Annotated in this window: 16 protein-coding genes and 1 tRNA gene; 12 read left to right on the plus strand and 5 right to left on the minus strand. The window is 51.7% G+C overall.

The genetic code is table 11. The annotated features are described in order from the left end of the window. Window positions 1-28: 28 nt before the first annotated feature. Window positions 29-241: a ribosome-associated protein YbcJ gene (ybcJ, locus tag AC2CGP_RS10790; RefSeq protein WP_015367876.1), complete on the minus strand. Its 213-nt coding sequence runs from the start codon at window positions 239-241 to the stop codon at window positions 29-31. A 1-nt stretch (window position 242) separates the two neighbouring features. Next, window positions 243-1,109, minus strand: a complete 867-nt coding sequence (gene folD / locus AC2CGP_RS10795; protein WP_015367875.1) for a bifunctional methylenetetrahydrofolate dehydrogenase/methenyltetrahydrofolate cyclohydrolase FolD — start codon at window positions 1,107-1,109, stop codon at window positions 243-245. A gap of 319 nt (window positions 1,110-1,428) precedes the next feature. On the opposite strand from folD, the gene AC2CGP_RS10800 reads away from it, so the two are divergent. From AC2CGP_RS10800 to AC2CGP_RS10825, 6 genes are all read left to right on the plus strand, one after another. Continuing rightward, window positions 1,429-1,505, plus strand: a tRNA-Arg gene (locus tag AC2CGP_RS10800). Between the two features lie 160 nt (window positions 1,506-1,665). Next, window positions 1,666-2,067, plus strand: a complete 402-nt coding sequence (uraH, locus tag AC2CGP_RS10805; protein ID WP_020079433.1) for a hydroxyisourate hydrolase — start codon at window positions 1,666-1,668, stop codon at window positions 2,065-2,067. Window positions 2,068-2,469: 402 nt separating this feature from the next. After that, window positions 2,470-3,468, plus strand: coding sequence for a 2-keto-3-deoxygluconate transporter (kdgT, locus tag AC2CGP_RS10810; RefSeq protein ID WP_015704632.1), 999 nt, complete (start codon window positions 2,470-2,472; stop codon window positions 3,466-3,468). 58 nt (window positions 3,469-3,526) lie between these two features. Continuing rightward, on the plus strand, window positions 3,527-4,363 hold the full coding sequence (gene kduI / locus AC2CGP_RS10815; RefSeq protein WP_180243995.1) for a 5-dehydro-4-deoxy-D-glucuronate isomerase: 837 nt from the start codon (window positions 3,527-3,529) through the stop codon (window positions 4,361-4,363). A 255-nt stretch (window positions 4,364-4,618) separates the two neighbouring features. Further along, complete coding sequence (gene tcuC / locus AC2CGP_RS10820; RefSeq protein ID WP_213759360.1) at window positions 4,619-5,926, plus strand: MFS transporter; 1,308 nt, start codon at window positions 4,619-4,621, stop codon at window positions 5,924-5,926. Window positions 5,927-5,935: 9 nt separating this feature from the next. Then, entirely contained in the window at window positions 5,936-6,736 is an 801-nt protein-coding gene (locus tag AC2CGP_RS10825; RefSeq protein ID WP_032707569.1) for a substrate-binding domain-containing protein, read from the plus strand. Here the strand turns inward: AC2CGP_RS10825 and AC2CGP_RS10830 are convergent, their stop codons facing one another. Together AC2CGP_RS10830 and AC2CGP_RS10835 are read right to left on the minus strand one after the other, a co-directional pair. Further along, window positions 6,737-7,636 carry a LysR family transcriptional regulator gene (locus tag AC2CGP_RS10830; protein ID WP_213759361.1) on the minus strand — a complete coding sequence of 300 codons (900 nt, stop codon included), beginning with the start codon at window positions 7,634-7,636 and terminating at the stop codon, window positions 6,737-6,739. 118 nt (window positions 7,637-7,754) lie between these two features. Beyond that, window positions 7,755-8,621, minus strand: coding sequence for a GNAT family N-acetyltransferase (locus tag AC2CGP_RS10835; protein WP_047076208.1), 867 nt, complete (start codon window positions 8,619-8,621; stop codon window positions 7,755-7,757). 625 nt (window positions 8,622-9,246) lie between these two features. Here AC2CGP_RS10835 and AC2CGP_RS10840 point away from each other — a divergent pair. The 3 genes from AC2CGP_RS10840 (at window position 9,247) to AC2CGP_RS10850 (ending at window position 11,660) form a co-directional block, all read left to right on the plus strand. Further along, window positions 9,247-10,083, plus strand: a complete 837-nt coding sequence (locus AC2CGP_RS10840; RefSeq protein WP_015367864.1) for an alpha/beta fold hydrolase — start codon at window positions 9,247-9,249, stop codon at window positions 10,081-10,083. Window positions 10,084-10,363: 280 nt separating this feature from the next. Continuing rightward, a complete protein-coding gene (locus AC2CGP_RS10845) occupies window positions 10,364-11,284 on the plus strand; it encodes a Kdo(2)-lipid IV(A) acyltransferase (RefSeq protein WP_015704646.1) in 921 nt (306 codons plus the stop codon). 103 nt (window positions 11,285-11,387) lie between these two features. After that, window positions 11,388-11,660, plus strand: a complete 273-nt coding sequence (locus AC2CGP_RS10850; RefSeq protein ID WP_015367862.1) for a YdgH/BhsA/McbA family protein — start codon at window positions 11,388-11,390, stop codon at window positions 11,658-11,660. Window positions 11,661-11,770: 110 nt separating this feature from the next. Here the strand turns inward: AC2CGP_RS10850 and AC2CGP_RS10855 are convergent, their stop codons facing one another. Beyond that, a complete protein-coding gene (locus AC2CGP_RS10855) occupies window positions 11,771-12,877 on the minus strand; it encodes an alkene reductase (protein ID WP_213759362.1) in 1,107 nt (368 codons plus the stop codon). Window positions 12,878-13,082: 205 nt separating this feature from the next. Here AC2CGP_RS10855 and cadC point away from each other — a divergent pair, with 205 nt between their 5' ends. The 3 genes from cadC (at window position 13,083) to cadA (ending at window position 18,542) form a co-directional block, all read left to right on the plus strand. Then, on the plus strand, window positions 13,083-14,609 hold the full coding sequence (gene cadC, locus AC2CGP_RS10860) for a lysine decarboxylation/transport transcriptional activator CadC (RefSeq protein ID WP_015704648.1): 1,527 nt from the start codon (window positions 13,083-13,085) through the stop codon (window positions 14,607-14,609). 365 nt (window positions 14,610-14,974) lie between these two features. Continuing rightward, the gene (cadB, locus tag AC2CGP_RS10865) at window positions 14,975-16,312 is read left to right on the plus strand and encodes a cadaverine/lysine antiporter (RefSeq protein WP_015367859.1); all 1,338 of its coding nucleotides are present in this window, start codon (window positions 14,975-14,977) and stop codon (window positions 16,310-16,312) included. Between the two features lie 82 nt (window positions 16,313-16,394). Beyond that, a complete protein-coding gene (cadA, locus tag AC2CGP_RS10870) occupies window positions 16,395-18,542 on the plus strand; it encodes a lysine decarboxylase CadA (protein WP_032707573.1) in 2,148 nt (715 codons plus the stop codon). The last annotated feature ends 29 nt before the right edge of the window (window positions 18,543-18,571 follow it).

Raw genomic sequence — 18,571 nt, forward strand, 5'->3', positions numbered from 1 at the left:
AAACGCCCGGTTAGCCGAGCGTTTTTGTTTATGCGATCACAGTAATGCTTTGACCGTCAAAGGTCACCGTTTGCCCGGCAACGATTTTACAGCGTTTGCGGGTTTCCACCGCGCCGTCGACTTTCACCAGCCCTTCGGCGATGAAGATTTTGGCCTGCGCGCCGCTCTCGCTCCAGCCTTCCAGCTTCAGCAGGTCACATAGTTCAACATGCGGGTGTTTGCCCAGAGAAAAATTCGCCATCTTAGGCCTCCTGAATGTCGTGATACTCTTCGCACGCCTGCAGCGTATTCTGAATGAGGGTCGCTACGGTCATCGGGCCGACGCCGCCAGGCACTGGCGTAATGTAGGACGCGCGTTCCGCCGCGTCTTCAAACACCACGTCGCCGACCACTTTGCCGCTTTCCAGACGGTTAATGCCGACGTCCACCACGATGGCGCCTTCTTTAATCCACTCGCCCGGGATAAAGCCCGGTTTACCGACTGCGACAATCAGCAGATCGGCATTTTCAACGTGGTGGCGCAGGTTTTTGGTGAAACGGTGGGTGACGGTGGTGGTGCAGCCCGCCAGCAGTAGCTCCATGCTCATCGGACGACCGACGATGTTAGAAGCGCCAATCACCACCGCGTTGAGGCCATAGGTATCGATATTGTAACGCTCAAGCAGGGTAACGATACCGCGCGGCGTACATGGGCGCAGACGCGGCGCGCGCTGACACAGACGACCAACGTTATACGGATGGAAGCCGTCGACGTCTTTGTCCGGCGCAATGCGCTCGAGGACTTTAACGTTGTCGATACCGGCAGGCAGCGGCAGCTGTACCAGGATGCCGTCGATAGTATTATCGGCATTCAGCGTGTCGATAAGTTCCAGCAGCTCGGCTTCGCTGGTGGTTTCCGGGAGATCGTAAGAGCGGGAGACGAAACCCACCTCTTCACATGCCTTGCGTTTGCTGCCGACATAAATCTGCGACGCAGGGTTGCTGCCGACCAGCACAACGGCGAGCCCGGGGGCGCGTTTTCCGGCCGCTACGCGCGCCTTCACTTTTTCCGCGACCTCAGAGCGCACCTGCTGCGCAATCGTTTTACCGTCAATAATTTTTGCTGCCATCAGAGAGAGGATTCCATCTGTCACTTTACGAAAGGGGGATGTGGATATTTTGTCAGAAGCCAGCCTCGCTGTCAGTTATCGTTTGCGTTTTTATCGGTTTTCCGCCGCGAGAAGGGCGAAACAGGCTATTTATCTGCGCCGTGGCGACGTAGAGGGCCAGTCGCGAACGGAAAGGGCGAACAATCCTTAACCAGACATCGCGTTAATAATCGACAAGCTCGCTATGCTGCTGTCTTTTCCGGGCAAAATGCATTGACTCACCGGAGGTTGACCGTATAATTTCACGCGATTGCACCTCCCGAAGCTCCTGCTTCTCAGTGCGCCCTTAGCTCAGCTGGATAGAGCAACGGCCTTCTAAGCCGTAGGTCACAGGTTCGAATCCTGTAGGGCGTGCCATTATCGCTTCTCTTACGTTCGATTCCTCCATCCCACACAAGACTTTGGCGTAGATCCGCGCTGCTATTACCCGTTAACTAATAACGAAAAGTTTAATTTTATTTCCCATCGCGCTGACTATAGTGATGACACATTCACTTGCTTATTAAGGTCATCGCTCATGAAGTTAATTATCGCTTCCGTTATTTCATTGTTGAGCTTCAGCGCGCTTGCGGCCCCGGAAGGGACATTAAGCGTACATATTCTCAATCAGCAGACCGGTCTGCCTTCTCAAGGGGTGCAGATTGAGCTCGATAAGCAGCAGGGCAGCGGCTGGCAGCATATCGCCAGCGGTAAAACGGATGCCGATGGCCGTATCAAGTCGCTTTATCCGCAGGCCGATAATATGGAGCCCGGGGTGTATAAAGTAACCTTCAAAACCGGTGACTACTTTAAAAGTCATAATATGAGCACCTTCTTTCCCGTCATTCCGGTTATTTTCAGCGTAATGGAACAGAACCAAAAGTTACATATCCCGCTGTTGTTGAGCCAGTATGGCTACTCTACCTACCGCGGTAGTTGATCCTCGCCCATCTGCAGGCCGGGCAAAGCGAAGACCGCCGTGTCTTGCTTTGTCCGGCACGTGTCACCGAATCCACTAAAACATCTGTCTAACATTTCATCCTACCCCTGATTGCCGCAACATCGTGGCTACACCTCCCTTTTGTTTTCAATAAACCATCTGTCGTTCGATTTCTTTTTGATATGTGATGACGGTAACTAAAACACTGTTTTGTTTTCATTGAATCATCATTTCACATGATCAATGATAACGGCATGGTATCAGTGTGGTGCGCACAACCCTGAGACTCCTGACTTTTCTCATCTGTTCGTAATGCAATGAACAGTAATAATTTTTTCAAACGCTATTGAAAGAATAAGTCACATCCTTGCCGTTCAGGTGGGGTGGAGATGAGGACAAAAAATGAAGATCAAAGCAACCATTGAACGTATCCCAGGCGGTATGATGCTGGTTCCATTGCTGCTGGGCGCGGTGCTTAATACCCTGGCGCCGGATACCGGTAATTACTTTGGTTCATTCACCAAAGGCATGATTGGCGGCACGGTACCGATCCTGGCGGTGTGGTTTTTCTGTATCGGCGCATCGATCGATTTGCGCGCCACCGGCACCGTATTACGTAAGTCCGGCACGTTAGTGATCACCAAAATTGCCGTCGCCTGGATTGTGGCCTTTATCGCCGCGATGGTCATTCCGGAAAACGGCGTCCAGACCGGTTTCTTTGCCGGATTGTCGGTGTTGGCAATTGTCTCGGCAATGGATATGACCAACGGTGGCCTGTACGCCAGCCTGATGAATCAGTACGGCAGTAAAGAAGAGTCCGGCGCGTTTGTATTGATGTCGCTGGAGTCCGGGCCGCTGATGACGATGGTTATCCTTGGCTCCGCCGGTCTGGCTTCCTTCGAGCCTCACCATTTTATCGGCGCGGTGCTGCCATTCCTGGTGGGCTTTGCCTTAGGTAACCTCGACCACGACTTCCGCGCCTTCTTTAGCAAAGCCACTCCGGTGCTGATTCCGTTCTTTGGCTTTGCGCTGGGCAACACCATCAACCTGAGCGTGATTCTGGATACTGGACTGCTGGGGATTGTGCTTGGCGTGGCGGTCATCATCATTACCGGCATCCCGTTGATTATTGCTGACCGGGTTATCGGCGGCGGTAACGGGACAGCTGGCGTCGCGGCCTCTTCCGCAGCGGGCGCGGCGGTCGCGAACCCGGTGATCATCGCGCAGATTAATCCGGCCTTTGAACCGGTGGCCGCTTCGGCGACGGCGCTGGTCGCGGCAAGCGTCATCGTCACCGCGATTTTAGTACCGATTATTACCGCCTTGTATGCCAAACGCTTTGGCAACGCGCAGGTGGTGAAAGCGCCTGGCGCCAGCGTGGCGCCATCGGCAAATCACTAATCTATTCTCGCCCTCCTGCGGAGGGCTTTGTCATTCAAGAATCTGCCTGGAGGCTAACGTGGACGTAAGACAAAGTATCCACAGCGCGCATGCGAAAACTCTGGATACCCAGGGGCTGCGTAATGAGTTTTTAGTTGAACGAGTGTTTGTGGCTGATGAATACACCATGGTGTACAGCCATATTGACCGCATTATTGTTGGCGGCGTTATGCCGGTGCAGCGCGGGGTGTCGGTGGGTGGCGAAGTCGGTAAACAGCTTGGGGTAAGCTATTTCCTCGAACGCCGTGAGTTAGGGGTGATTAATATCGGCGGCCCGGGTTGTATTACCGTTGATGGCCAATGTTATGAAATCGGCCACCGTGAGGCGCTGTACGTCGGTAAGGGGGCGAAAGAGGTGGTTTTTACCAGCGTCGACCACGCAAAACCGGCGAAGTTTTACTACAACTGCGCCCCGGCGCATACCACTTATCCAACGAAGAAAGTCACTCCTGCCGATGTAGCGCCGGTGACGCTGGGTGACAACCTGACCAGCAACCGCCGCACCATCAATAAATATTTCGTGCCGGATGTACTGGAAACCTGTCAGCTCAGCATGGGCCTGACCGAACTGGCGCCGGGCAACCTGTGGAACACCATGCCTTGCCATACCCATGAGCGGCGGATGGAGGTCTATTTCTATTTCAACATGGATGAGGACGCCTGTGTCTTCCACATGATGGGGCAGCCGCAGGAGACCCGTCATATTGTGATGCATAACGAGCAGGCGGTGATTTCGCCAAGCTGGTCGATTCACTCAGGGGTGGGTACCCGCGCTTATACCTTCATCTGGGGGATGGTCGGCGAGAACCAGGTCTTCGACGATATGGATCACGTCGCCGTACGCGATCTTCGTTAAAACTCCCCCTCAAGCCCGGATTGCCGGGGATGGAAATGCAGCGGAGTTCACACTATCAGCGTATAGAGGCGGGGCGGAGGGGGAGACCCGTCGCCCCGTCATTGTTGATGTCGCTTAACTCGCAGGCTTTATTAATGTGTCAGACGCATCAATAGATGCGCAAAATGCGCTTATTCCTGGCTACAACTTCCCGCACTCTTACGGTTACCTAAATGTTAATGAGAGTTAACTATTCAGTTAATCAGGGAGAGTGTGATGTCCGCAACTGCCGCAACTTCAGTATTTCGCGCCAGGGCCAAAGTGATCCTGCAGGTGACCTCAGGGAATTTTCTTGAGCAGTTTGACTTCTTTTTATTTGGTTTTTACGCCACCTATATCTCCCATACTTTTTTTCCTTCCGAAAATGAATTCGCCTCATTAATGATGACCTTCGCCGTTTTCGGCGCTGGGTTCTTGATGCGGCCCGTTGGCGCCGTGGTGTTAGGCGCCTGGATTGACAAGGTCGGCAGACGTAAAGGTTTAATCGGCACGTTGTCGATTATGGCGATGGGGACCATCCTGATCGTGCTGGTGCCAGGTTATCAGACTATCGGTTTGTGGGCGCCGGCGCTGGTGCTGTGCGGCCGACTGTTGCAGGGCTTTTCTGCTGGTGCGGAACTGGGCGGCGTCTCGGTTTACCTCGCAGAAATGGCGACACCTGGACGTAAAGGGTTCTATACCAGTTGGCAATCTGCCAGTCAGCAGGTCTCGATTATGGTGGCCGCTTCATTGGGCTATCTGCTCAATATGCTGCTCAGCGAGTCGAGTCTGCATCAGTGGGGATGGCGAATCCCGTTCGCGATTGGCTGCCTGATCGTGCCTTTTATCTTCTTTTTACGCCGCAACCTGAATGAAACCGCGGAGTATACGGAGCGTAAGGAACATCCGACCTTAGGACAATCGCTGACTATTCTGCTGGCAAACTGGCGGGTGGTGATTGCGGGGATGCTAATGGTGGCCATGACCACTACCGCGTTCTATTTGATCACGGTCTACGCGCCAACCTTTGGCAAAAACGTTTTGTTATTAAGCGCCTCGGATAGCCTGCTGGTCACGCTATTGGTGGCTATCTCCAATTTCATCTGGCTGCCTATCGGCGGCATGCTTTCCGATAAGTTTGGTCGTAAACCTGTGCTGGTCAGCATGACGCTGCTGGCTATTTTCACCAGTTGGCCTGCGTTATCGCTGCTGGCCCGCATGCCGGACTTCGCCATGATGTTGTCCGTGCTGCTGTGGCTCTCCTTTATTTACGGCATCTACAACGGCGCGATGATCCCCGCGCTGACGGAAATTATGCCCAGGTCGGTCAGGGTCGCTGGTTTTTCCCTGGCTTACAGCCTGGCTACCGCTCTGTTTGGCGGTTTTACGCCGGCGATGTCCACTGCGTTAATTAAAATCACCGGGGATAAGGCGGCGCCCGGCTACTGGATGAGTTTTGCGGCAATCTGCGCGCTACTGGCGACGCTGTATCTCTATCAACGCGTTTCCCGACAGGCATTGAAAACGCAAAATTCTTTAGGTTAAGAGGTGAACATGCAACGTAAATCATGGGTTTTCTCGTTACTGGTATTCACCTGCGGCTATGCGCATGTTGCCGTCGCGCAGGAGATCACGGTGATGATTTCCGGCGGCTTCTCCGCGGCGTTGGATAAACTGGCGCCCGACTATCAGCAAAAAAGCGGCAATACCTTACATATCATTCATGGTCCCTCGATGGGGAAATCCGCGGAGGCGATACCGAACCGCCTGGCGGCAGGGCAAAAGGCGGATGTGGTGATTATGGTGGGATACGCCCTGGATGATCTGCAGAAGCAGGGCAAAGTGATGCCGGGGTCGCGTATTGAACTGGCGGATTCACGTATTGGCGCCGTCGTGCCAAAAGGGGCCCCGGTACCGGATATCAGCAGCGTCGCCGCGTTGAAACAAACATTGCTGCAGGCGAAATCCATCGCCTATTCGGATAGCGCCAGTGGGCGCTATGTTGAAAAGGAGCTGTTCAGCAAACTGGATATTGCCGCGCAGGCGAGCCCCAAAGCAAAAATGATCGAAAAAATCCCCGTTGCTTCGCTGGTGGCAAAAGGGGACTACGCGATAGGGTTTCAGCAGGTTAGCGAACTGTTGCCGGTCAGCGGCGTGACGTTCGTTGGCCGTTTGCCGGATGAAGTGCAATACGTTACCCGCTTCGCGGGCGCCGTAGTTGCCGATTCATCCGCGCAGTCGCAGGCGAAGCAGTTGCTGTGCTATCTGGCTTCAGTCCCGGCGCAGGCGGAAATCCGTCGCACAGGCATGGATCCTTTACCCTCCAACGCCTGCGAATTACCGGAAGAGGGCTAATTATGCGGTGGGACGGTAAAAATCGGTAATGGCTTTTTCGAGTTCGGCGGCCAGAGGAGGTAATGCTCTGCCCGCTTTTTTTATCAGCCCCACCTGCCTTTTCACCTCTGGTTCCACTAGCGGAATACTGGCTAACGCGTGGTGTGCATAGGCCGGCAGCGCCATCGCCGGGATGGCCGCAATACCGAGGCCGGCATCAACCATACCCAGCATGGTCGTCACATGGCGGGTTTCACAAACTGCAGTGCGTCGTGGCCCTACGTCGCTCAGGGCGCCGTCCAGCAGGTGGCGATTGCCGGAGATCTTATCAAGCCAGATGTAATCGTGGTTAAAAAATTCTTGCCAGCTGAGGCTGTTACGCTGCGCCAGCGGATCGTCTCGTCGGCAAACCGCCAGGTAGCGTTCATGGACCAGCGGCGTAAATACCACCTCGGACGCGATTTCGGAGAGAAAACTCAGGCCGAAATCCGCCTGGTGATTCTGCACGGCGCTATAAACATTTCCGGCGCTGGTATCAATGACCTTGATCCGCGCTTTGGGAAAACGCAGACGGAATTGGCTGATAACCTGCGGCATAAAATAGTTGGCGGCTGAGGGGACACAGGCAACCGTCACCAGCCCGTTGCCGAAGGCGGCGCGGTCGCTAATACCGTCCAGGGCATCTTCGAATTCGGAAAGCAGATGCTGCGCCTTTGGGGCGAAAGCTCTGCCGGTTTGCGTGAGGGTCACCCGGCGAGTGGTTCTTTCAAACAATCTCACCCCTAAAGCGGTTTCCAGCTTCTCAATTCGCCTGCTTAACGCCGATTGCGAAATGCAAATCGCCTCGGCGGCGTAGCGAAAGCTGCCGTGCTCGCTGAGGGCTAAAAAGGCGTAGAGATCCTGCAGGTCAAAAAGGGGCAAGTGGCGCTTCTCCTGGATTTAACAAAAAAACAACAATCAATTGTACTGTTTATTTGGTTTTCCAGGAAGAAACAACACCGACCAGCCGCAGGTTAAATAGATGACCTGCGGCCCGGCATCAGGCGTGCGCCAGCAGCGGGAACATCAATTTGTTGTCGTGGAAGATGTTCTCTTTAGTCGCATAGATAAACAACATATCGTCGCCGTCTATTTTTTCGTACTCGCCCAGGCGCGCTTCCTTCGGCGTAAAACCTAGCACCGCCTGTTGCGATTGCGGCTGGGCGAGTTCATTGATAATGGTCGCCATGGATTGTCCGGCATCGCAAAAAATATCAAAGCAGATAAGCTCATGGGCGCTTTGCATCGCAATGGCGACGGCCTGGTTTTTCTCCGAGTAGTAGACAAAATGCTTCATAAACGCCGAACAGTAAAACATCAGCAGACCGAAGTTATTCTCCACTCGTAGCTGTGAAAAGGGGTTGGATTTCTGGTAGTAGTGCTTAAGCAGGGCGATATCCTGCGCACTATCCATATCCAGTTTACGGAAGTCGCCGGGAGTCGGCGAAACGGGCGCCACATATTGATATTCGTCGGTCCGCGTAAAGCCAAATTTGGGATAGAAGTCGACGGTAGTAGAGTTGGCGAACAGGAAAAAAGCATCCGCTTTGTCACGCCAGTCATCAAGGATATGTTGTATCAACTGTCCGGCAAGCCCTTTATTACGGTAATCAATATTGGTCATTACCGTACCTATTTGAATATAGCGTCGGGGTTGGCCTTGCCAGACCAGATCAATAATATTCGCGGAGGCGTTGGCGATAACTTTATTCTTATCAACGAAAGCGTAAGGGATATAGGATTCGCTCCAGTATCCCTGCTGATACCAGGCGTCAAAGGATAGATCGAACGTTTTGATGGCTAAATCAATAAAGCTTTTTCTTAATGTATTATCATCTTTGAGTTGCTTAACCAATTTGTAGTGCATCGCAGTCATTCCTTTCTTATTCGTTTTGCTATCCGGGATTGCTACAGGCAAATTTTACCCCTTGAAAATCACAGGTTTTGTGCCTGAGTATGGCGGTTTTCTGCAGTTTGTACAGCATTGGAGGAAGGGTATCGCTCAGGACGTTGCCTGGCTCACAATTAACAGCAAACATTCTGCGTGGATAAGGTAAGTAAGGCGTAAACGCAGTGGTTTAAAAATGAGCGTGTGGGGCATTTGGTTTATTCTTTTTTCTCGGGGAATAATCTGAAGAAATCTATTTGAGAGAAATTTACAGCAGAGCGTAAGTATAAGATAAAAATATTTTAATTATTTGTTTTTGGCATAACGCGCTGATATTTATCTATAAAATAAAAGATATCGAAAAGGCATATTTAATCAATAGGTAATATGAACTAACTCTCAACGGCACAAGGCGTATTTTAGCTTCTGCGATGATATTAAATTGCTGAGGGATGAGCTAAATGAGCCATCATCTTCTACACTTTGTGGCACCGTTGCCATTGAGGTTTTTCGCAAGTAAGGGAAAAACATCATATCAGCGCTGAATGTAACCAATTGAATGTTAATGAGAAGTTGTCATATTTTCAATAGAGGAGTTCGTGATATGGCATTCGTAACAACTAAAGATGGCGTTAATATTTATTTTAAAGACTGGGGTCCGAAAGAGGCTCAGCCTATTGTGTTCCACCATGGCTGGCCGTTAAGCGCTGATGACTGGGATAACCAGATGCTGTTTTTCCTCGCGCAAGGGTTTCGCGTCATCGCTATCGACCGCCGCGGCCATGGGCGTTCCGACCAGGTAAGCGAAGGCCATGATATGGATCACTATGCGGCCGATGCTTCTGCTGTGGTCGAAAGTCTGGATTTGCATAACGCTGTTCACGTTGGTCATTCAACCGGCGGCGGTCAGGTCGCGCGCTATGTGGCTAAATATGGCCAGCCGCAGGGCAGGGTAGCCAAAGCGGTATTAATCAGTTCCGTACCGCCGTTAATGGTGAAAACCGACAATAACCCCGGCGGTACGCCCATCGAAGTATTTGACGGTTTCCGCAAGGCGCTTGCGGCTAATCGCTCACAGTTCTATCTCGATGTTGCCAGTGGCCCGTTCTACGGTTTTAACCGAGATGGCGCAGAGGTTTCGCAAGGTACCATTCAAAACTGGTGGCGTCAGGGGATGACCGGTAGCGCGAAAGCCCATTATGAAGGGATTAAAGCCTTCTCTGAAACCGATCAGACCGACGATCTGAAAGCGATTACGGTGCCGGTGCTGGTGATGCAGGGCGATGACGACCAGGTTGTTCCTTATAAGAATGCCGCCATTTTGCAGGATAAACTCTTAGCGAATAGCGAGCTGAAAATTTATCCGGGCTTACCGCATGGTATGCACACGTCACATGCGGATGTGATTAACGCCGATCTGCTGGCTTTCATTCGTTCATAACAATATTCAGCCTTCGGGGAGGTTTCTTCGAAGGCTATTTATTTATTGTTGAAGATAAATAACGCAAGCTTGAGTACCGCTATACCAAAAATTAATAATAAATTTGTTACACAGTTCGTTTAATACCAGGGCAGTGTAGAGGTTATACTCTACGCTTGTATGCGTATTACCGCACGAATAGGAAAAAACTAAATGTTGTGGATCGGGTACCTTATCCGCAAATTCGGACTGAGGCCTCCCACTGGCATGTAAATCAAGGATCCTGAAGAGCAATAGTCAGATGTCGCATTTACCCAAATTCTCTCTTTCATTATTACACCCGCGTTACTGGCCGGCATGGCTGGGTATTGGCTTATTGTGGCTGGTGGTACAACTTCCTTATCCGCTGATCTATCGTCTGGGCCATGGTCTGGGGCGTTTATCTATGCATTTTTTGCGCGGAAGGGTACGTATTGCGCAGCGCAATCTTGAGCTCTGCTTTCCTCACCTCAGCCCGGCGCAGCGTCATGAAATGTTGGTTAAGAATTTTGAATCTTTGGGCATGGGGTTGATGGAAACCGGCATGGCATGGTTCTGGCCAACCCATCGCGTCGAGCGCTGGACCGAGACCAGTGGCGTCAATGAAGTCGTTGAACTGCAGGAACAGAAGCAGGGTATTTTGCTAATTGGCATTCACTTTCTGACCCTGGAACTCGGCGCGCGGATGTTTGGCATGTTCACGCCGGGGATTGGCGTTTACCGGCCAAATGATAATCCGCTGATCGACTGGCTGCAAACCTGGGGACGGCTGCGTTCTAACAAGACGATGCTGGATCGTAAAAACTTGAAAGGTATGGTTAAGTCGCTGAAAGAGGGCGAGATCCTCTGGTACGCTCCGGATCATGATTATGGTCGCGCCAGTAGCGTATTTGTTCCCTTTTTCAATGTGGATAATGCTGCGACCACCACCGGTACCTGGATGCTGGCGAGAATGTCAAAAGCCACCATCGTTCCTTTTGTTCCGCGAAGAAAGCCCAATGGTGCCGGGTATGAGCTGATTGCGCTGCAGCCAGAGGCGACGCCGCCGCTGGATTCCCCGGAAACTACCGCCAGCTGGATGAACAAAATTATTGAGCAATGTATCCTGATGGCGCCGGAACAGTACATGTGGCTGCATCGTCGTTTTAAGACCCGTCCGGAAGGGGTACCGTCGCGCTACTAAGCGCGGTGAACGGTGAAAAATAATCCGATAAATAGCGCGCTTATTAATCTAGTGTCTATACTGAAAGAGCCTCAATTAGGCTCTAATCCAAGGAGAATGTAGGATGAAAAAGGTATTAGTCGCTTTAGCTCTTTCTGCTGTTGCCTTTGGCGCCTCGGCAGCGCAATTAATTACTAAAGAAGAAGCTTCGCATTTCAAACTGACTCACGTGGGCAGTATTTCTGTGGGGCCGTCTGGCGGGCAATTCTCTTCACCTTCTGACCTGCACGACCAACTTTCTAAGTTGGCAGATGAGAAGGGCGGTAAATATTATATTATTACCGCGGCGCGTGAACATGGGCCGAACTTTGAAGCAACGGCGGAAGTGTATAAATAATTAATCACATTGATTAATTATACATAAACGTCGAAAGTCTTATTTTTAACCCGGCATGCCATAGCGCTGCCGGGTTTTTTATTTAAGTGCTATGAAGCGATTTGCTGCGTTTACTTCCCATCGACGGTAGGGTAGTCGAGGTAGCCCTCTTTACCACCGCCGAAAAACTGCTCTCTGATTGGCTGGTTCAGCGGCAGGTTGTGTTGCAGGCGATAGGGCAGATCCGGGTTGGCGATAAACGGACGGCCGAAACCAATCAGGTCGGCCCAGCCCTTAGCCAGCGCCTCTTCGGCACGTTCTACGGTGTATTTCCCTGAATAAATCATCGTGCCGCGGAACACCTGGCGCAGCGCTTCTTTAAAGGCGGCGGGCATCACCGGCGCATCATCCCAGTCGGCTTCGGCGATATGAATATAGGCGATGCCGATATCATTAAGGACGCTGGCCGCCGCCAGATAAGTGGCTTCCGGCGTATCGTCTTTCGACCCCATTAAGGTGGTCAGCGGCGCCAGGCGGATACCCAGTTTCTCTTTCCCAATCGCATCGGCAACGGCCTGCGCGACTTCTTTGAGGAAACGCAGGCGATTGGTTAATGAACCACCGTACTCATCGGTGCGCTGGTTTTCTCGAGAATCAATAAACTGATTAATCAGATAGCCATTCGCACCGTGTAGTTCTACGCCATCAAAACCGGCGGCCATAGCGTTACGCGCGGCCTGCGCATATTGTTCGATGATAGCCGGGATCTCTTCGCGAGTCAGAGCGCGCGGCATCGAGTGCTGCACCATTTCACCGACGCCGTTTTCCGGGCCGCGGCCTTCGACATCGACAAAGACCTTCACCCCTTCAGCCTGAATAGCAGACGAGGAAACCGGCGCGGCATTGCCCGGCTGCAGTACAGTATGGGAGACACGCCCTACGTGCCAGAGCTGGGCAAAAATTTTGCCTCCCGACTGGTGTACCGCAGAGGTGACTTTTTTCCAGCCGGCGATCTGCGCTTCATTATAGATGCCCGGCGTCCAGGCATAACCCTGTCCCTGTTGGCTAATCTGCGTGCCTTCGCTGATAATTAAACCGGCGCTGGCGCGTTGGGCGTAATACTCCGCCATCTGATCGGTAGCGACATCACCGGCTCCGGCGCGGGAACGCGTCATCGGCGGCATAACGATACGGTTTTTTAACGATAGGTCCTGCAAGGAATAGTGGTCGAATAACATAATGCGTCTCCTTAACGACTTGATGGACGCAGCATAGACCCTGGCTATTGTGGATTAAATGACAACGATGTTCATAGACTGTTAACTGATTTGTATATAAAGGGAGTAGCTTATGCCAAACGTGTGGGGTATTGACCACCCGCATAATTAGGTAGGCGAAATGTGGTATTATCGCGCCTTTCCCTTTTCGTCCTGGGGTTTTTTTATGCAACAACCTGTTGTTCGCGTTGGGGAATGGCTCGTTACTCCTTCTGTAAACCAAATTAGCCGGAACGGACGTCAGCTTACTCTCGAACCGCGTTTAATCGATCTTCTGGTCTACTTTGCTCAACATCCTGGCGAGGTACTTAGCCGGGACGAGCTTATCGATCACGTCTGGACGCGCAACGTGGTGACCAGCCATGTCGTCACCCAAAGTATTTCCGAGTTGCGTAAGTCACTGAAAGACGGCGATGACGGCAGCATGGAATATATTGCGACGGTGCCCAAACGCGGCTACAAGCTGACGGTCCCGGTAATTTGGTGTACGGAAGAGGGCGAAGAGTTGGCGCCGGTTGTCCCGCCAGTGGCCCCTGTCACCGTTCCTGAAACGTCGCCACCGACTATTTCTCCTTCATCTGCTGCGCCAGCGGCGGCGGCAGTGCCGGAAAAACGTAAACGGATCACCACCTTCTGGGTGTGGACGCTGTTCCTGCTGGCGTTGGGCAGTTGCGTCGCGTTAGTTGCTTTGTCGTCGATAGAATCGCGGCCGCCGGAAACCAAAACTCGCCTGCTGCTCAACCCGCGCGATATCGACATACACCTGGTAAACGGCAGTTCATGCAACAACTGGGCATCGCAGCATGCCTATGCGGTAGGATTGGGCAGCCTGGTAACCACCTCGCTCAACACTTTCTCGACCTTTATGGTCCACGATAAAACGAACTACAACATCAACGAGCCCAGCAGTTCGGGTAAAACGTTGACCATCGAATTCGTTAATCAGCGCCACTATCGCGCCCAGCAGTGCTTTATGTCGGTGCAACTGGTCGATAACGCCGACGGCTCGACGATGCTCGATAAACGCTACTTTATTACCATGGATAACCAGCTCACCATTCAGAATGACCTGCTGGATAGTCTGTCAACCGCGCTAATGCAGCCGTGGCCGGATCGCATGAAAGCGATGCTGAAACAGTATCAACCCGCGCAAAGCCCTTCATTAACCCGTCTTTATCAGGCCCATCAGCTGTTAATGAAAGGTGATGTCGATTCATTAGGTAAAGCCAGCGATATACTCGATGACGTCATTAAACAATCGCCGGACTTTATTTATGCTTACGCCGAAAAAGCGCTGGTGGATGTATTACGTCATTCGCAGCAGCCGTTGGATGAAAAACAATTAGCGACGCTGTATGCCGAGGTTGAAAAAGTAGGTGAAATGCCCGGCATTAAAGATATGGCGATTTTCTACCAGATAAAAACGGTAGATATGTTAGGCAAAGGGAAAATAGATGAAGCGTACAGCGCGATCAACACGGGCATTGATTTAGAAATGTCGTGGATGAATTACGTGCTACTCGGAAAAGTCTATGAGATGAAAGGACAGAACCGCGAAGCTGCCGATGCCTACCTGACGGCGTTTAATTTACGCCCTGGCGAAAACACCTTGTACTGGATTGAAAACGGAGTATTCCAGACCTCCGTTACCCGCGTAGTACCGTATCTCGACAATTTCCTCGCTTCAGAATAAGTAAACCCTCATCATGCTCATGGTTTTGAGTATGATGAGGTTAAATTTATGTATCTCATGAGCACTCTGATTGTTACCTGAAATAAGCGTTATTTTCCTGCCTGGTAACACAATTTCAACACCATAATGTCTCTCTAACTCTTTGTAATTCGGCGATGTTTATCTTTTTTTGATATCAACATGTCATGTTTATATGTTAATCGAAAAAGGTCAAAATATCATTTGTCTGATGTTTGTAGTTATTTCACTTTATCTTTAGGATTTATCTCGTACGAATCAGTAATCTTGTTGGCAGTTGGTCGGGTCAATAAATGGTTCTCTATCATGATCTGTACCTCCCAAATAAACTTAGGAGAAAAACAACCATGAGTTCTGCCAAAAAGATCGGGCTATTTGCCTGTACCGGCGTAGTCGCCGGTAATATGATGGGGAGCGGTATTGCACTATTACCTGCGAACCTCGCCAGCATCGGTGGTATTGCCATTTGGGGTTGGGTGATTTCTATTATTGGCGCGATGTCTTTGGCTTATGTTTATGCCCGACTGGCGACCAAGAACCCGCAGCAGGGTGGTCCAATTGCGTACGCAGGGGAAATTTCTCCGGCCTTCGGTTTCCAGACCGGCGTCCTTTATTATCATGCAAACTGGATTGGTAACCTGGCAATCGGTATTACCGCCGTCTCTTATCTCTCTACGTTCTTCCCAATTTTAAATAACCCGGTGCCAGCAGGTATTGCCTGTATTGCCATCGTGTGGATCTTTACTTTCGTTAATATGCTCGGCGGGACCTGGGTAAGCCGTCTGACCACAATTGGTCTGGTACTGGTGCTTATTCCGGTAGTGATGACAGCGGTCGTCGGCTGGCATTGGTTTGACGCGGCAACTTATCAGGCGAACTGGAACACCTCCAGCACCACTGATAGCCACGCGGTCATTAAAAGTATCCTGCTCTGCCTGTGGGCCTTCGTTGGCGTAGAATCCGCCGCAGTGAGTACCGGGATGGTGAAAAACCCGAAACGTACCGTACCGCTGGCAACCATGCTGGGTACTGCGATGGCTGGTATCGTCTATATCGCCGCGACTCAGGTTATCGCCGGTATGTATCCTGCTTCTCAGATGGCCGCATCCGGCGCGCCGTTCGCGATTAGCGCCTCTACCATTCTCGGCGGCTGGGCTGCTCCGATGGTTTCCGCTTTCACCGCCTTTGCTTGCCTGACTTCTCTGGGCTCGTGGATGATGCTGGTTGGCCAGGCCGGTGTACGTGCCGCCAACGACGGTAACTTCCCGAAAGTGTATGGCGAAGTCGATAGCAACGGTATCCCGAAAAAAGGCCTGCTGCTGGCGGCGGTGAAAATGACCGCGCTGATGGTGCTGATTACCCTGATGAACTCCGCCGGTGGTAAAGCTTCTGACCTGTTCGGCGAACTGACCGGTATCGCGGTACTGCTGACCATGCTGCCTTACTTCTACTCCTGTGTTGACCTGATTCGTTTCGAAGGCATCAATATTCGTAACTTCGTTAGCCTGATTTGTTCGGTACTGGGTTGCGTGTTCTGCTTCATCGCGCTGATGGGCGCAAGCTCCTTCGAACTGGCCGGCACCTTCATCGTTAGCCTGATTATCCTGATGTTCTACGGTCGCAAAATGCACCAGCGCCAGCAGAACAACGCAACGGATAACAACAGCCCCGCTAACGCGCACTAATCAGTAACCCTTTTTCCTGAGGCTCCTTCCATCACCTGTCACATCGAGACGGGAGGGGCTTTCTACATCTGGAGATTTGACTATGAACGTTATTGCAATCATGAATCACATGGGTGTTTACTTCAAAGAAGAACCCATCCGTGAACTGCATCGTGCTCTCGAACGCCTGGACTTCCGTATTGTCTACCCGAACGACCGTGACGACTTATTAAAACTTATCGAAAACAATTCTCGTCTGTGCGGCGTGATCTTCGACTGGGATAAATACAATCTCGAACTGTGCGAAGAAATCAGCAAAATGAACGAGTACATGCCGCTGTACGCTTTCGCTAACACCTACTCCACGCTGGACGTTAGCTTGAACGATCTGCGCATGCAGGTTCGCTTCTTCGAATATGCGCTGGGCGCCGCTGAAGATATCGCGAACAAAATCAAACAGAACACTGATGAATACATCGATACCATTCTGCCGCCGCTGACCAAAGCGCTGTTCAAATATGTACGTGAAGGCAAATATACTTTCTGTACCCCAGGCCACATGGGCGGTACCGCATTCCAGAAAAGCCCGGTAGGCAGCATCTTCTATGATTTCTTTGGTTCCAACACCATGAAATCCGATATCTCCATTTCGGTTTCTGAACTGGGTTCACTGCTCGACCACAGCGGCCCGCACAAAGAAGCGGAAGAGTATATCGCTCGTGTGTTTAACGCTGAACGCAGCTACATGGTGACCAACGGTACATCTACCGCTAACAAAATCGTCGGTATGTACTCCGCGCCTGCCGGCAGCACCGTGCTGATTGACCGTAACTGCCACAAATCGCTGACTCACCTGATGATGATGAGCGACATTACGCCGATCTACTTCCGTCCGACCCGTAACGCCTACGGTATCCTCGGCGGGATCCCGCAGAGCGAGTTCCAGCACGCGACTATCGCCAAGCGTGTGAAAGAGACGCCGAATGCGACCTGGCCGGTACACGCGGTTATCACCAACTCAACCTATGATGGTCTGCTGTATAACACCGACTTCATCAAGAAAACCCTGGATGTGAAATCCATCCACTTTGACTCCGCATGGGTCCCTTACACCAACTTCTCGCCGATCTATGAAGGCAAATGCGGGATGAGCGGCGGTCGCGTTGAAGGGAAAGTGATCTACGAAACCCAGTCCACGCATAAACTGCTGGCGGCATTCTCTCAGGCTTCGATGATCCACGTGAAAGGCGACGTTAACGAAGAAACCTTCAACGAAGCCTACATGATGCACACCACCACTTCTCCGCACTACGGTATCGTGGCTTCCACCGAAACCGCGGCGGCGATGATGCGCGGTAACGCCGGTAAACGCCTGATCGACGGTTCTATCGAACGTTCTATCAAGTTCCGTAAAGAGATCAAACGTCTGAAAGGCGAGTCTGAAGGCTGGTTCTTCGATGTATGGCAGCCGGAACATATCGATGGCGCTGAATGCTGGCCGCTGCGTTCCGATAGCGCATGGCACGGTTTCAAAAACATCGATAACGAGCACATGTACCTCGACCCGATCAAAGTCACGCTGCTGACTCCGGGGATGAAGAAAGACGGCACCATGGATGAGTTCGGTATTCCGGCAAGCATCGTGGCGAAATATCTCGACGAACACGGCATCGTGGTTGAGAAAACCGGTCCGTATAACCTGCTGTTCCTGTTCAGCATCGGTATCGATAAGACCAAAGCGCTGAGCCTGCTGCGTGCGCTGACCGACTTCAAACGCGCGTTCGACCTGAACCTGCGGGTGAAAAACATGCTGCCGTCTCTGTACCGTGAAGATCCTGAATTCTATGAAAACATGCGTATTCAGGACCTGGCGCAGAACATCCATAAACTGGTTGAGCATCACAACCTGCCGGACCTGATGTTCCGCGCATTCGAAGTGCTGCCATCCATGGTGATGACCCCGTATGCCGCGTTCCAGAAAGAGCTGCACGGTCAGACTGAAGAAGTGTACCTCGAAGAGATGGTAGGCCGCGTCAACGCCAACATGATCCTGCCGTATCCTCCGGGAGTACCGCTGGTCATGCCTGGTGAGATGATCACCGAAGAAAGCCGCCCGGTACTGGAATTCCTGCAGATGCTGTGCGAAATCGGCGCTCACTACCCGGGCTTCGAAACCGATATCCACGGCGCATATCGTCAGGCGGATGGTCGTTACACCGTTAAAGTGCTGAAAGAAGAAAACAACAAGTAATAGACGCACACAAGGGAAGTGGCTTGCCA

It is taken from the genome of Klebsiella sp. SYXHC3 (assembly GCF_057196925.1).

Coding starts and splice junctions, on each gene's coding strand:
- ybcJ (WP_015367876.1), bottom strand. CDS start 241: ATGGCGAATTTTTCTCTGGGCAAACACCCGCATGTTGAACTATGTGAC.
- folD (WP_015367875.1), bottom strand. CDS start 1,109: ATGGCAGCAAAAATTATTGACGGTAAAACGATTGCGCAGCAGGTGCGC.
- uraH (WP_020079433.1), top strand. CDS start 1,666: ATGAAGTTAATTATCGCTTCCGTTATTTCATTGTTGAGCTTCAGCGCG.
- kdgT (WP_015704632.1), top strand. CDS start 2,470: ATGAAGATCAAAGCAACCATTGAACGTATCCCAGGCGGTATGATGCTG.
- tcuC (WP_213759360.1), top strand. CDS start 4,619: ATGTCCGCAACTGCCGCAACTTCAGTATTTCGCGCCAGGGCCAAAGTG.
- AC2CGP_RS10825 (WP_032707569.1), top strand. CDS start 5,936: ATGCAACGTAAATCATGGGTTTTCTCGTTACTGGTATTCACCTGCGGC.
- AC2CGP_RS10835 (WP_047076208.1), bottom strand. CDS start 8,621: ATGCACTACAAATTGGTTAAGCAACTCAAAGATGATAATACATTAAGA.
- AC2CGP_RS10840 (WP_015367864.1), top strand. CDS start 9,247: ATGGCATTCGTAACAACTAAAGATGGCGTTAATATTTATTTTAAAGAC.
- AC2CGP_RS10845 (WP_015704646.1), top strand. CDS start 10,364: ATGTCGCATTTACCCAAATTCTCTCTTTCATTATTACACCCGCGTTAC.
- AC2CGP_RS10850 (WP_015367862.1), top strand. CDS start 11,388: ATGAAAAAGGTATTAGTCGCTTTAGCTCTTTCTGCTGTTGCCTTTGGC.
- AC2CGP_RS10855 (WP_213759362.1), bottom strand. CDS start 12,877: ATGTTATTCGACCACTATTCCTTGCAGGACCTATCGTTAAAAAACCGT.
- cadC (WP_015704648.1), top strand. CDS start 13,083: ATGCAACAACCTGTTGTTCGCGTTGGGGAATGGCTCGTTACTCCTTCT.
- cadB (WP_015367859.1), top strand. CDS start 14,975: ATGAGTTCTGCCAAAAAGATCGGGCTATTTGCCTGTACCGGCGTAGTC.
- cadA (WP_032707573.1), top strand. CDS start 16,395: ATGAACGTTATTGCAATCATGAATCACATGGGTGTTTACTTCAAAGAA.